This window comes from Nonomuraea sp. ATR24 (assembly GCF_041950485.1).
Classification (GTDB): domain Bacteria; phylum Actinomycetota; class Actinomycetes; order Streptosporangiales; family Streptosporangiaceae; genus Nonomuraea; species Nonomuraea ceibae.
In genome coordinates this window covers 62,119-74,752 of record NZ_JBGNUU010000004.1, presented here as the reverse complement: position 1 = coordinate 74,752, position 12,634 = coordinate 62,119, and the positions used below count along the sequence as shown (strand labels likewise).

At 70.6% G+C, this 12,634-nt stretch carries 11 protein-coding genes and 1 other RNA gene; 10 read left to right on the top strand and 2 right to left on the bottom strand.

What is annotated here, in order from left to right; genetic code table 11:
• Positions 1–51: 51 nt before the first annotated feature.
• A complete protein-coding gene (locus tag ACBI99_RS11370; protein ID WP_375072274.1) occupies positions 52–1,074 on the bottom strand; it encodes a hypothetical protein in 1,023 nt (340 codons plus the stop codon).
• A 47-nt stretch (positions 1,075–1,121) separates the two neighbouring features.
• On the opposite strand from ACBI99_RS11370, the gene prfB reads away from it, so the two are divergent.
• On the top strand, positions 1,122–2,237 hold the full coding sequence (gene prfB, locus ACBI99_RS11365) for a peptide chain release factor 2 (RefSeq protein ID WP_357583999.1): 1,116 nt from the start codon (positions 1,122–1,124) through the stop codon (positions 2,235–2,237).
• On the opposite strand, the gene ACBI99_RS11360 is transcribed toward prfB, so the two are convergent.
• On the bottom strand, positions 2,223–2,414 hold the full coding sequence (locus ACBI99_RS11360; protein WP_219499522.1) for a hypothetical protein: 192 nt from the start codon (positions 2,412–2,414) through the stop codon (positions 2,223–2,225). The two genes, prfB and ACBI99_RS11360, sit on opposite strands and share 15 nt — an antisense overlap.
• A gap of 202 nt (positions 2,415–2,616) precedes the next feature.
• Here ACBI99_RS11360 and ftsE point away from each other — a divergent pair, with 202 nt between their 5' ends.
• From ftsE to ACBI99_RS11315, 9 genes are all read left to right on the top strand, one after another.
• Positions 2,617–3,306 carry a cell division ATP-binding protein FtsE gene (gene ftsE, locus ACBI99_RS11355; protein WP_091079803.1) on the top strand — a complete coding sequence of 230 codons (690 nt, stop codon included), beginning with the start codon at positions 2,617–2,619 and terminating at the stop codon, positions 3,304–3,306.
• Between the two features lie 20 nt (positions 3,307–3,326).
• Positions 3,327–4,229 carry a permease-like cell division protein FtsX gene (ftsX, locus tag ACBI99_RS11350; protein ID WP_219499519.1) on the top strand — a complete coding sequence of 301 codons (903 nt, stop codon included), beginning with the start codon at positions 3,327–3,329 and terminating at the stop codon, positions 4,227–4,229.
• A 23-nt stretch (positions 4,230–4,252) separates the two neighbouring features.
• Positions 4,253–4,720, top strand: a complete 468-nt coding sequence (gene smpB / locus ACBI99_RS11345) for an SsrA-binding protein SmpB (RefSeq protein WP_219499517.1) — start codon at positions 4,253–4,255, stop codon at positions 4,718–4,720.
• Positions 4,717–6,576, top strand: coding sequence for a penicillin-binding transpeptidase domain-containing protein (locus ACBI99_RS11340; RefSeq protein WP_375072273.1), 1,860 nt, complete (start codon positions 4,717–4,719; stop codon positions 6,574–6,576). Before smpB ends, ACBI99_RS11340 begins: the two co-directional genes overlap by 4 nt.
• Before the next feature lie 303 nt (positions 6,577–6,879).
• Positions 6,880–7,263: a transfer-messenger RNA gene (gene ssrA / locus ACBI99_RS11335) on the top strand.
• 409 nt (positions 7,264–7,672) lie between these two features.
• Entirely contained in the window at positions 7,673–8,992 is a 1,320-nt protein-coding gene (locus ACBI99_RS11330; RefSeq protein WP_375072272.1) for a hypothetical protein, read from the top strand.
• Between the two features lie 174 nt (positions 8,993–9,166).
• Entirely contained in the window at positions 9,167–10,006 is an 840-nt protein-coding gene (locus ACBI99_RS11325; RefSeq protein ID WP_375072271.1) for a phosphatidylinositol-specific phospholipase C/glycerophosphodiester phosphodiesterase family protein, read from the top strand.
• Positions 10,007–10,166: 160 nt separating this feature from the next.
• Positions 10,167–11,537: a hypothetical protein gene (locus ACBI99_RS11320; RefSeq protein ID WP_375072270.1), complete on the top strand. Its 1,371-nt coding sequence runs from the start codon at positions 10,167–10,169 to the stop codon at positions 11,535–11,537.
• On the top strand, positions 11,525–12,631 hold the full coding sequence (locus ACBI99_RS11315) for a hypothetical protein (protein ID WP_375072269.1): 1,107 nt from the start codon (positions 11,525–11,527) through the stop codon (positions 12,629–12,631). The genes ACBI99_RS11320 and ACBI99_RS11315 overlap by 13 nt, the downstream gene beginning before the upstream one ends.
• The last annotated feature ends 3 nt before the right edge of the window (positions 12,632–12,634 follow it).

Sequence of the window (12,634 nt, the reverse complement as noted above, 5' to 3'; positions counted from 1 at the left end):
GCCCCGCCCGGAGGCTTCTCGATTCCTGACCGGTACGGGGACCGCGCCGCGTCAGTCGCCGCCGGCGCGGACCAGGGAGCCGTCGTGGGCGATGACCTCGGCGGCCTTGCGGGTCGTGGAGGCCGGGACGGAGGTGACGTACTGGTGCACCTCGGAGAGGCGGAGGGTGCGGCGGACGACGGGGGCGGAGATGGCCCAGCGGGCGGAGGACGGGACCGGGATGTAGTCGTCCTCGGCCGTCTTCGTGGTCGTCGTGGTGGTGCGCGAGAGCGCGTACTGGATCAGGGCGCCGCCGTCGGCGGTGCGCAGGCCGTAGACGGGGAAGTCGTTGGCCGTGAAGATCGAGTCGTAGCTGAAGCCGTTCTTCTTGGCCTTCTCGCGGTCGGCGGTGATCTGGGTGGCGACCTCGGTGGTGTGGGGGCCCGCGGCGATGAGGCCGGCGGCCACGCCGTCGCCGCCGGTCTCGGCGACGGTGGCGTGCAGGGGGCCCAGGTATTGCGGGCTGACGGTGATGGCCTTGTCGTCGGCGGGGATCGCCGTGGCGTAGCCGTCGGGGTCGAGCGCGACGGGCGGCAGCTCCCGGCCGGGCAGGAGCCGGGCGGCGGCGCCGAGCCGCCAGTCGCCGGCCTTGGCGAAGGTCAGCACCGTGGGGTGGCCGTCGCGGGTGGCCACCACGCTGAACCAGGGCGCCCGCTCGCCTGCCGGGAAGCGGGGGACGTACAGCGTGGGGGAGCCCCAGGCGCGGGTCGGCGGCTTGCCGGAGGTCGACAGGAACGCGGCGGCGGTGAGCCGCGCCTCGGCGTCGCGGGTCAGCTCCATGTCGAGCCGCTGGTCACCGGCCGCGCGCAGCAGGTTGTCGGTGGCGGTGAAGGTGGCGAACACCTCGGCCGCCTCCTCCGGCGTCACGGCGGTGACGGGCGCCGTCGGGGAGGCCGTGGGCGAGGGCGTGGGCGTGGCGCCCCGGGGTGTCGCCGCCGGGCCGGGAGCCGGGGCGGCAGCGCTGGAACAGCCGGCCGCCCCCGTCAGCAAGGCGACGGTGAGTGCCAGCGCCTTCAGCCGACCGTGTACACGCACCTCGCCATGTTATTCGGGCACGCGAGGGTCGCGTACCCTAGGGAGACGTGGCAGTCATCGATCCGGCAGAAGAGATCAACGAGCTCGCGGGCACGCTGCGCAGCATCCAGGACGTGCTCGACCTCGACGGCATGCGCAAGCAGATCGAGGAGCTGGAGGAGCAGGTGGCCGCCCCCGACCTGTGGGACGAGCCCGACAAGGCGCAGAAGGTCACCAGCAGGCTCTCCCACATGCAGGGCGAGCTCAACCGCGTGGAGGGGCTGGTGCGCCGCCTCGACGACCTGTCGGTGCTCTTCGAGCTGGCGGCCGAGGAGAGCGACGACGACACGCGGGCCGAGGCCGACCGCGAGCTCGCCTCGCTGCGCTCCGACATCGGCGCGCTGGAGGTGCGCACGCTGCTGTCGGGCGAGTACGACGCGCGTGAGGCCCTGGTGACGATCAACTCCCAGGCCGGCGGCGTCGACGCGGCCGACTGGGCCGAGATGCTGCTGCGCATGTACCTGCGCTGGGCCGAGCGGAAGAACTACTCCACCGAGGTCTACGAGACCTCCTACGCCGAAGAGGCCGGGATCAAGTCGGCCACGTTCGCCGTCAAGGCCCCCTACGCCTACGGCACGCTCCGCGGCGAGCACGGCACCCACCGGCTGGTGCGCATCAGCCCGTTCGACAACCAGGGCCGCCGGCAGACGTCGTTCGCGGGCGTGGACGTGGTGCCGGTCGTGGAGCAGACCGACCACATCGACATCAACGAGGACGAGATCCGCGTCGACGTCTACCGCTCGTCGGGCCCCGGCGGCCAGGGCGTCAACACGACCGACTCGGCCGTCCGCATCACCCACCTGCCGTCCGGCATCGTGGTCTCCTGCCAGAACGAGCGTTCGCAGCTCCAGAACCGCGCCACGGCGATGAACGTGCTGCAGGCCAAGCTGCTGGAGCGCAAGCGCCAGGAGGAGGCCGAGAAGATGTCGGAGCTGCGCGGCGCCACGACCACGTCATGGGGCACCCAGATCCGCAACTACGTGCTGCACCCGTACCAGATCGTGAAGGACCTGCGCACGGGCACGGAGGCGGGCAACCCGTCGGCGGTGCTCGACGGCGACCTCGACGGCTTCATCGAGTCGGAGATCCGCTGGATGCGCCGCCAGGAGTCAGAGCCCGCCTAGGTGCCGCAGGGCCAGGGCCGCGAACAGCAGCACGACCAGCAGCGTGACGATGAGGGCGGGTGACAGCCCGGCGAAGCCGTGGCCGTGCATCCGCTCCCGGTTGGCGCGGCACAGAGCGCACCGGCCCTCGATGACTGGGTGGGCGCACTGCGCGCATACGAGGTGTTGGCAACTCATGTCAGCCCCAAGTCTAGCCGCACAATCGTTTTGTTTCCGTTATGGACGTTCCATGCCAGTCTTCCCCCTAGACTGTGCTCTGGCCAATCGGAACGTCGATCATCGGTAAAGATGGGCGTCCCCGATCGGCGTGCGGCGGGAAGTGGGCATGTGCCACCCTCGCTCCGTCCTGACCCCTAGACTGGCATGCCGTGATGCTCTCGTGATCCATTTCGATAATGTCACCAAGGTCTACGCGAACCAGAACCGGCCCGCTCTCGACCACGTCTCCGTCGACGTGGACAAGGGCGAGTTCGTGTTCCTCGTCGGCCCTTCGGGGTCAGGCAAGTCCACGTTCCTGCGACTGATCCTCAAGGAGGAGCGGCCCAACTCCGGCGCGATCCACGTCGCCGGCAAGGACCTGGCCCGCCTCTCCAACTTCAAGGTGCCGCACCTGCGCCGCCGCATCGGCTGCGTCTTCCAGGACTTCAGGCTGCTGCCCAACAAGAACGTCTACGAGAACGTGGCGTTCGCCCTCGAGGTCATCGGCAAGCCCCGGCGGTTCATCCGCAAGGTCGTGCCGGAGGTCATCGAGCTCGTCGGCCTGGAGGGCAAGGCCCACCGGATGCCCGACGAGCTCTCCGGCGGCGAGCAGCAGCGCGTCGCCATGGCCCGCGCGTTCGTCAACCGCCCGATGATCCTGCTGGCGGACGAGCCCACGGGCAACATCGACCCCGCGACGAGCATCGGCATCATGAAGGTGCTCGACCGGATCAACAGGACCGGCACCACGGTCGTCATGGCCACGCACGACGCGGCCATCGTCGACTCCATGCGCAAGCGTGTCGTGGAGCTGGAGGACGGCAAGATCGTCCGCGACCAGTCGCGTGGCGTCTACGGCCAGGCGTACTGACAGGGAGCAGCTGACACATCATGCGGGCGAACTTCATCTTCTCCGAGGTCTGGATCGGCCTCCGTCGCAATCTGACCATGACGATCGCGGTCATCATCACCGTGGCTGTCGGCATGGCGATGCTGGGCGTCGGCTTGATGATCAACGCCCAGGTCACGATGATGCAGGGCTACTGGTACGACAAGGTCGAGGTGTCGGTCTTCCTCTGCGCCAAGAACAGCCAGATACCCGCCTGCAACGGCAAGGCCATCACCGACGCCCAGACGAAGGCGCTGGAGCAGCAGATCAAGGCCATGCCCGGCGTCGAGAAGGTCTACTTCGAGGACCAGGCCAAGGCCTACGAGAACTTCCAGGACTCCGCCGCCAACAACCCGCTGGTCAACGCGACCAAGGTCGAGGACATGCCGACCTCGTTCCGCGTCAAGCTGGCCGATCCCGACAAGTACCAACCGGTGATCGACGCCTTGAACGGCCAGCCGGGCGTCGCCCAGGCGATGAACCAGAAAGAGCTGATCGAGAAGTTCTTCGTGATGCTCGACAAACTACGTGGCGGCGCGCTGGCGGTCGCCATCATCTTGGTGCTCGCGGCGGCCCTGCTGATCGGCAACACGGTGCGGCTGTCGGCGTTCAACCGGCGGCGCGAAACGGGCATCATGCGGCTGGTCGGCGCCTCCAACCTCTACATCCAGCTCCCCTTCGTCATGGAGGGCATGATCGCCGGCCTGGTCGGCGGCGTGTTCGCGGCCGTGATGCTGATCGTGGCCAAGGTCTTCCTGTTCGAGGAGATCGGCCGCTACCTGGCGCTAGGGGCGCAGATCGGCTGGAACGACGTCGCCTCCGTGATCACCCTGACCATGGTCATCGGCGTGCTGATCTGTGTGCTGGCGTCGTTCGTCACGCTTCGCCGCTACCTCAGGGTCTGACGAAACGCCGGTAAGGTCGAAGCATGCCACGTGAGACCGGGCGGAAGGTCATCGCCCAGAACAAGCGTGCCCGGCACGACTACCACGTCGAGGACACCTTCGAGGCGGGGCTCGTGCTGCAGGGCACCGAGGTGAAGTCGCTGCGTGAGGGCCGCGCCTCGCTCGTCGACGGCTACGCCACGATCGACAACGGCGAAGCGTGGCTGATGAACGTCCACATCCCCGAATACACCCAGGGGACGTGGACCAACCACGCCGCCCGCCGCAAGCGCAAGCTGCTGCTGCACCGCAAGGAGATCGACAAGCTCGCCGCCAAGACCAAGGAGGGCGGGCTCACGATCGTGCCGCTGTCGCTGTACTTCAAGGACGGCCGCGCCAAGATCGAGATCGGCCTGGCGCGCGGAAAGAAGGACTGGGACAAGCGGCAGTCGCTGGCCGAGCAGCAGGCCAAGCGGGAGATGGCCCGGGCGCTCCGGCACCGCAACCGATGAGCCGAGTTCGCCGTACACTCGCCGCGACCGTCACGCTGGCGGTCGCGAGCATGACGCTGACCGGCTGTTTCGAGGAGGCGTCACCGCACGACGCGGTGCGCGACTTCCTGGTGGGCTGGCAGGCCGGCGACTACGAGCTGGCCGCCGGCCGCACCGACGCCGATCCGGCCGCGGTGAGCAAGGCGCTGTCCGAGGTCAAGCTGCAGCTCGACGCCGCCTCGTTCCGGTTCAGGATCAAGAGCGTGAAGGTGACCGGCGAGGAGTCGCGGGCCGACTTCGCCGCCGAGGTCGACCTGGGCGACAACAACCCGCTGTGGACCTACGACGGCGTGCTGCCGCTGCACCTCATCGACGGGGCCTGGAAGGTGCGCTGGTCGCCGTCCGTGCTGCACCCGCAGCTCCAGGAGGGGCAGCGGTTCGCGGTCAAGACCGAGCCGCGCTCGCGCCAGCCCGTCCTCGACCGGGACGGCAACGCGCTGCAGGAGCAGACCTACCTGTACGTGGCGGGCGTGGTGCCGTCGCAGCTCGGCGACCGCGCCGAAGCGGTCGTCAAGCAGCTCTCCCAGGTCACCGGCTACGCCGAGGACCGGCTGCTGAGCCGGATCCGCTCGGCGCCGCCGAACGTGACCGTGCCGCTCGTGACGTTCGGCCGCACCCGCTACCTGTCGATCAAGGCCAAGCTCGACGCGATCCCCGAGATCTCGACCGTGCCGCAGGAGCAGCCGGTCGACCCGGACGATCCCAAGCAGATCGTCGGCAAGGTCAGCGCGCTCACCCCGGAGACCGAGCAGAAGCTCGGCGGCCCGCAGCGGGCCGGCGACTCCATCGGGCAGAGCGGCCTCCAGCAGGCCTACCAGGCCTACCTCACCGGCTCCACCAGCACCCGGGTCATCACGCTCGACCTCAAGTCCGGCCGGGAGATGGCCTCGCTGAAGGAGTGGCCGGGCAGGCAGAACGTCTCCGTCGAAACCACGATCGACAGCTCCGTGCAGGCCGCGGCCGAGCACGCGGTGTCGGCCACCCGGACGAGTGCGATCGTGGCGGTCAACTCGCGCACCGGCGAGATCCTCGCGGTCGGCGCCAAGGGCATGCACCAGGAGAAGGACGCGCTGGCGGGCCGGTTCCCGGCGGGCACCGCGTTCTCCGTCGTGGCCGCCGACGCGCTCGTCAACGCCGGCGTGCGCACCACGCAGCGGCTGCCGTGCCCGCCCGAGCGGTCGGTCGGCGGGGCGCGGTTCGCCAACACCAGCCAGATGACCGGGGCCACGCCGACGTTCCAGGAGAACTTCGCCAAGGGCTGCGTCACCGCGCTCGCCTCGCTGGCCCGCCGGGTGAACGCCACCGACCTGGCCAAGAGCGCCGAGGACTTCGGCATCGGCCGGCCCTGGCAGCTTCCGCTCAAGTCGTTCAGCGGCGAGCTGCCCAAGCTGGCCAGCGACGCCGACAAGGCCAGGGCCATCGCCGGGCAGAGCGTGCTCGTGAGCCCGCTCAGCATGGCGCTGGTCGCGGGCGCGGTCGCCTCCGGCATCTGGCACCCGCCGGTCCTGGTCACCAAGCCCAGCTCGCCCGACCCCACGGCCGAGATGACGCCACAGCCGCCGCTCCAGCCGGTGCCCGTCGACCCGGCCGTGCGCAAGGCGCTGGTGTCGATGATGAAGGCGGGAGCCCAGGGCACCCCGGCACAGGCGGGACGCGGCCGCGTCTACGGGGTCCGCGCGACGGCCGTCGACAAGGACAAGCAGCTGGGCTGGTTCGTCGGCTGGCAGGGCGAGATCGCCATCGCGGCGCTGACCAGGAACCACGACCCGTCGGCCGTGGCAGGCAGCTTCTTCGCGGCGCTCAATGACTCTCCGTGATTTGTTGTGACACAGAGCAACCATTGGGCGGTGCGGCTGCGTCTTACAGGATGACTGTGCCCGCTCGGGGGGTTGCGGGTTCAGTCGCCGTGATGGGACAGGACTTCATCTCGGGGGAAGTCCTGCCGTCCGGACCGGCTCGACCCTGCCGGTCGACCCCCGGGAACGCGAGCAGCTGTGCCACGTTCCCGGGGGTTTCGGCATGCCGGGAATTGAGTTGGCATCCTCGGTGTTGTGAGAGGTATCGTCGTCATGCGCGATCTCCTCGGGTTCCATCCGAGGGCTCGTGTTGACAACTGCACAGGGGGTGACTGGCTTCGACTTCGACTTTGCAAGTCAGGTGAAGCGGGCCGAGGACTGCGGACATAACCTCGTTAATCCTGTGACCGCAAACAACAAGTGCCAATTCCAAGCGCACTGAGGTCAGCCAGGGTTCCCTGGCTCTCGCTGCCTAAGTAGCGAAACCTCTGTCAGCCCGGGAGTGCCTTCGGCCCGGGATCTGGCATCGCTAGAAGGCTCAACCGATCAACCCGGCCACGGGGGTGATCGGGAAACCAAACAGTGGCTGAGCCCGTCGGCGACTCGCCTGCGTGATCGCCGGGGCTGAGAAAAGCACAGCAGGCTGCGCCCGGAGAAGCCCTGCCTTGGGGTTGAAGGACGCGGGTTCGATTCCCGCCACCTCCACATCTGTGGTCTCGCCCTCCGCGCCTTCGGGCGCGGGGGGCGAGTCTTTTGTGACGGCTCCCGCTTCGGCGGGGGCCGTTTTTTCGTTGGTACGGGTGCCGCTTTGTCGGGTGTTTGCCTGACATGCGTCGGGGGCGGTGGGTCGTAGGCTCGCGGACTGCCATGCCTGGAGAACGGGCGCGTGCCGAGCCCTGCGAGAGGTCGTCGAGTGTCCACCCCCTTCCCGCCACCTCCCGGACCGATGCCCGCCCGGCCGCCGGGGCCGTCCGGGTGGCAGCCCGGCGGTCCGCAGCCGAACCCGCAGGGGCCGCCATACGGGCCGGCAGGGCCGGGCGGGCCTGGGGGACCGTGGCCGCCTCGGGCGCCCCGGCGTAAGGGCGGTGGGTCGGGGCCGCTAATCGTGGTGCTGGCCGTGGTGGGGGTCGTGGTCGTGGTCGGCGGGCTGGCCGGGGGGTGGCTGCTGCTCAACCAGGACCGCGGTGAGCCGCGGGGCAGGGTGGGGGCCGTGGACGACGACCGGCGGGGGCGGACCCGGTCGCCGTCGCCCGTGGCCGAGGCGGTGAAGCTGCGGGCGGTCACCGGGGACCAGATCTGCGCCGTCGTCCCGGACGCCCTGCGCAAGAGCCTGGTCGCCGACGGCAGGTACGCGAGCGAGGACGCCTCGACGCAGGCGGCCACCGAACGCGAGAAGCGGGCCGCGTGCGCGTGGCGCAACAGCAAGATGGACGTCGGCGGCGGCGTCATCGGCTACCGCCATATGAGCATCACCGTGGCAGCCCGCGCCGCCGAGGGCCGCGACGCGCTCGCGTACGCCAAGGAGCGCTTCGGCAAGGACAAGGAGGCCGCCGGGCGGCGGGTGAACGTCCGCGACGGCAAGCGGGTCGACGGCCGGACGTCCGGCTCGGCGTTCGGCGAGATCAAGGAGCTGACGTACGGCGACGCCTCCTACAGCCAGTCGTCCATCGGGCACGGCGGGCTGAAGGCCGAGGTGTTCGTCCGGCAGGGGCCGTGGCTGATCGAGGTCGAGTACGGCGGCGACAACCGGACCGGGGCCAAGTACCCCGAAGGGGACGAGGTGCGCGCGGCGGCGAACAAGGTCGCCGAGCTGGTCGCCGCCGAGATGGCCAAGGACGCCGGCCGGGTGAAGCTCACCGGCCCGTGCGCGATCCTGGCCGCCCGCGACGTGGAGGCCGCGTTCTTCCCGGCCGCCGAGGGCCCGGCCGTCGGCGGGAGCGACGGAAGGATCAAGCAGACCACCTGTACGTGGACCGTCGCCGAGCGGGTCGAGCACGAGCCCGGCCAGGAGTACGCCGCCCGGGGCGGCCGGTTGGGCGTCCACGTGACCGAGTGGGGCGGCGGCGACACGGGGGCGGCGTTCCAGTTCGACAGGGACGCCAGGAAGTACGACCGCTACCGGGCCGAGGGCGGTATCGGCAACGACGTCACCCACACCACCTACGAGCCCCGGCAGCAGGTCGCCGGGCTCGGTGACCGGGCGTTCGCGGTGGTCTCCGCGACGACCGACCCGAAGGACCCGGACAAGCCGCCCCGGATGGAGCTGCTGCTTAAGGTGCTGGCCGGGGACCGTACGGTCGAGTTCACGTTCCGGGGGACGACGACGGGCGGCGGCGTGGTCGGCGCCGACGGCTACCGGGAGCCGGTTTTCGACCCGTCGGTGGCGCGCAAGGGGCTGGAGAAGCTGGCCAGGTCGTTCATGGCCGGTGCCGGATGACGCCCGCGACCGGTGGGGTGCCCGTCGTGGGCCAGGGGCGGGCGGGAGGGGGCCGACATGGCGGGATCATCGCAGACTTTACTTATCCGTGTATTGGGCGAAACGTCACTCCTGTCACACTTTGCTGATCTACGGTGTGTCGCATCTCTGGTTCCTGATGTGTGAGGAGATGTGATGTTCCGTCGAGCTCTGGGGGCTCTGGTCGCCGCGGGGGCACTGGTCCTGATGGCGGCTCCCGCGTCGGCGGCCGGGGCGCAGCCGCTGCCACGGGCGCACGCGCACAACGACTACGAGCACGACCGCCCCCTGCTGGACGCCCTCGACCACAGGTTCACCAGCGTCGAGGCGGACATCTACCTGGTGGACGGGGAACTGCTCGTCGGGCACGACCCGGAGGACCTGCGTCCCGGCCGCACCCTCCAGGCGCTCTACCTCGACCCGCTGGCCCGGCGCGTACGGGACAACCACGGGCACGTCTACCCGCGCAGCCGGCAGCAGCTCCAGCTCCTCGTGGACATCAAGAACAACGGCGCCGCCACCTACACCGAGCTCGACCAGGTGCTGCGCTCCTACCGCAAGATGCTGACCACCTACCACAAGGGCAAGGTCAAGCCCGGCGCCGTGACGGTCGTGATCAGCGGCGACCGGCCGCGTGACCTGATGGCGGGCCAGGAGCGGCGGTCGGCGTTCTACGACGGCCGCCTGTCGGACCTGGGCCAGGGCGGCGCGTCGCTGGTCCCGCTGATCAGCGACAACTGGACCAACCACTTCACCTGGCGCGGTGAGGGCCCGATGCCGGAGGCGGAGCGAACCAAGCTGCGTGACATCGTGGCGACGGCCCACCGGGACGGGCAGCGGGTCCGCTTCTGGGCGACGCCGGACGTGGCCGGTCCCGCCCGGGACGCGCTCTGGCGCGAGCTGGTCGCGGCGGACGTGGACCACGTCAACACCGACGACCTGGCCGGGCTGCAGCGGTTCCTGCTGGAGCACGACGGCGAACGTGCGGCGGCCTGACGAGGCGGTTAATTCGTCGCGTAGGTGTGGATGATTCGGTAAGTTCCGGATCAGGCTGACCGCGGGACTCCGGTGCGACTTCCGGAAACCGCCTTTACCGCGATGCTTCGCAGCTCGTGCCCTCATTCCCCGGTCAGCCCCACCGTCATCCGGGGGCCTCATGGACACCTATGCCGACCTGATCGAGTGCGAGGACGTGCTGCTCTTCGCCAACGCGGCGATCACCGCCACCGGGCAGCGCGAGTTCCACGGCGGGGCGGGCGAGCAGCGGCTCTCGCTCGACTTCCTGCACCGCTACGTGCACGGCAACTATCCCGGCCTCTACGCGGCCACGCTGGCGCTCGACGTCAACGACCACAACGCCGCACTGATCATCGCCACCGTGCTCAGGGAGCGCAGCGCCGCTGACGGGCGGCTGATCGCCCGGCGGCTGGCCCGGATGAGCCCGGCCCGCGTCTACCGGCTGTTCAGGCAGCTCCAGCGCGACGGCGTGAATAACCGGCGCACCAGGGCTATCGTGCGCGACTGGCTGCTCGCCCGCCCCGACCTCGCCTTCGACGCGGTCAAGTACCGCTCGGCGGTCAAGGCGGCGGTGCGGCACGCGCATCTGACGCCGCCGGGCGAGCTGGGCGACTTCCTGTTCGCGCCGCGCAGCCGCACCCGCTTCGAGACGCCGGTGCTGGAGGCGTGGCGGCGGGCGCACTACGACAAGAACGCCCTGTACGACCTGCCGTACACGGTCGCGGAGGGCTTCGCCGCCCGGCACGGGATCAGCCGGGCGGTGTTCCTGGAGCGGATCGCGCCCCGGCTGACGAGGCTGGAGCGGCTGCGGCTGACCGGCGCGGCACGCGGGAGCGGCGTCGAGACCGGCGCCGACCTGGCCGCGCTGCCGCTGGTCCGCGCGGCCTCGTACGTGCTGTCGCTGCCCGTGGACGAGCGGCGGCAGCACGTCGCGGCGCTGCGCGCGGGCGCGCGGCGGGTCGCGGGGGCGCGGACGGGCACGTGGGGGAGCGTCACGGCAGTGCTGGACGACAGCTTCTCCTCCTACGGCTCGCCGGTGAAGCGGCGCCGGCCGCTCGCGGTCGCGCTGGCCTGCCACTACCTGCTGGAGGCGCTGGCCTCCCGCTACACCGGGCTGTGGCTGTCGGGGCGGGCCGAGCCCGTGGCCGCGCGGCCGGCCGGGGCGACGCCGCTCGGGCTGCGCGTCCTCGACGCGCTGGAGACGCGGCCCGACCGGCTGGTGATCGTCTCCGACGGCTGGGACAACGCGCCTCCCGGGCTGGCCGCCGAGGTGCTGCGCGTGTGGCGGCGCAAGCTCGACCCCGCGGGCGAGGTACGGGTCGCGCACCTCAACCCGGTGTACGACGCCGACCGGTTCGACGTGCGGCGGCTCTCGCCCCTGGTGCCGACGGCCGGGATCCGCGACGCCGAGGACCTGCCCGCGCTGGTTGAGCTGGCCCGCTTCGCCGAGGGGCGCACCGGGCTGGGCGAGCTGCGGGCGTACCTGGAGGAGCGGGCATGCTCGATCTGACCGGCCTGGTCACCATGCCCGCCCAGACCTGGGGCAGCGTGCGGCTGGTGCCGCTGGTGCGGCCCGAGCCGATCGTGGACCTGCGGCTGCACGCCCGGGTGTACGGCGACGAGCTGTCCATGGCGCTCCTGCCGGACCGGACCGTCTACACCGCGTACGTGCCGCACGCGTTCGTGGCGTCGTGGACCGGCGACGGCACGCCCGCCGCGGCCTACGGGACGCAGCTCGGCGAGCCGCTGCGGCACGTGCCCATCAGGACGCACCGCCGCCTGGTCCAGCGGGAGGCGAAGAACCGGCTGCGTATCCTGCCCCTGCACCTGGCCCTGGAGGGTTACCTGGCGCTGCACTACGACCTGCCGGGGATCGCCTGGGAGGAGTGGACCCGGGCGGCGGTCGCCGATGGGCTATCGCCGCGCGTCGAGGCCGCCTACTCCGGCGCGCACGTGCGCGGGCTGGACGACGCGCTGCGGGTCTTCGAGTTCCACGCGGGGCAGTGCGGGCTGCTCCTGTACGTGGGCGACACGCTGGCCAGCGCGTTCGTGACGCCGCACCCGGAGGACTACCGGGCGTTGCACCCGACGCTGATCCGCGACCTGTACGGGGAGCTGATCTACGAGTACGCCCTGCACTACCCCGTGCGCGACTTCCGCGCGGCCATCGACGACAGCCGGGTGGACACGCTCGCCGACCTGCGGCGCGAGGCCGAGCGGCAGGGGGAGGAGTGGGCCGCGTTCCACGACTCCGTCATGGCGGGGGGCCTGCGGGCGCCGAACGTGCGGGACGTCTACCAGCTCGGGCGCTTCACGCTCCAGCGGTTCCTGCCCGTCTTCGACCGGTTCGCCGAGAACCACATCGGTGAGATGATCACCGACGACCAGGGGCGGACGGCGTATCTGAAGACGTTCCGGCTCTCGCAGGCGCAGGTCAGGCGGGGCTACCTGCTGAGCAGGCTGGCCGAGAACCAGTGGAGTCTCCCGGACACCGCCGCCGCGCTCGGCGTCACGACCGGTGAGCTCCGCGCGCGGATGGACAGGGCGGGGTTCGGCCACCTGCTGCGACCGGAGTCCAGAGTCGGCGGACATATCCGGACCTGACTA

Coding starts and splice junctions, on each gene's coding strand:
- ACBI99_RS11325 (WP_375072271.1), top strand. CDS start 9,167: ATGTTCCGTCGAGCTCTGGGGGCTCTGGTCGCCGCGGGGGCACTGGTC.
- ACBI99_RS11340 (WP_375072273.1), top strand. CDS start 4,717: ATGAGCCGAGTTCGCCGTACACTCGCCGCGACCGTCACGCTGGCGGTC.
- ACBI99_RS11320 (WP_375072270.1), top strand. CDS start 10,167: ATGGACACCTATGCCGACCTGATCGAGTGCGAGGACGTGCTGCTCTTC.
- smpB (WP_219499517.1), top strand. CDS start 4,253: ATGCCACGTGAGACCGGGCGGAAGGTCATCGCCCAGAACAAGCGTGCC.
- ftsX (WP_219499519.1), top strand. CDS start 3,327: ATGCGGGCGAACTTCATCTTCTCCGAGGTCTGGATCGGCCTCCGTCGC.
- ACBI99_RS11315 (WP_375072269.1), top strand. CDS start 11,525: ATGCTCGATCTGACCGGCCTGGTCACCATGCCCGCCCAGACCTGGGGC.
- ACBI99_RS11360 (WP_219499522.1), bottom strand. CDS start 2,414: ATGAGTTGCCAACACCTCGTATGCGCGCAGTGCGCCCACCCAGTCATC.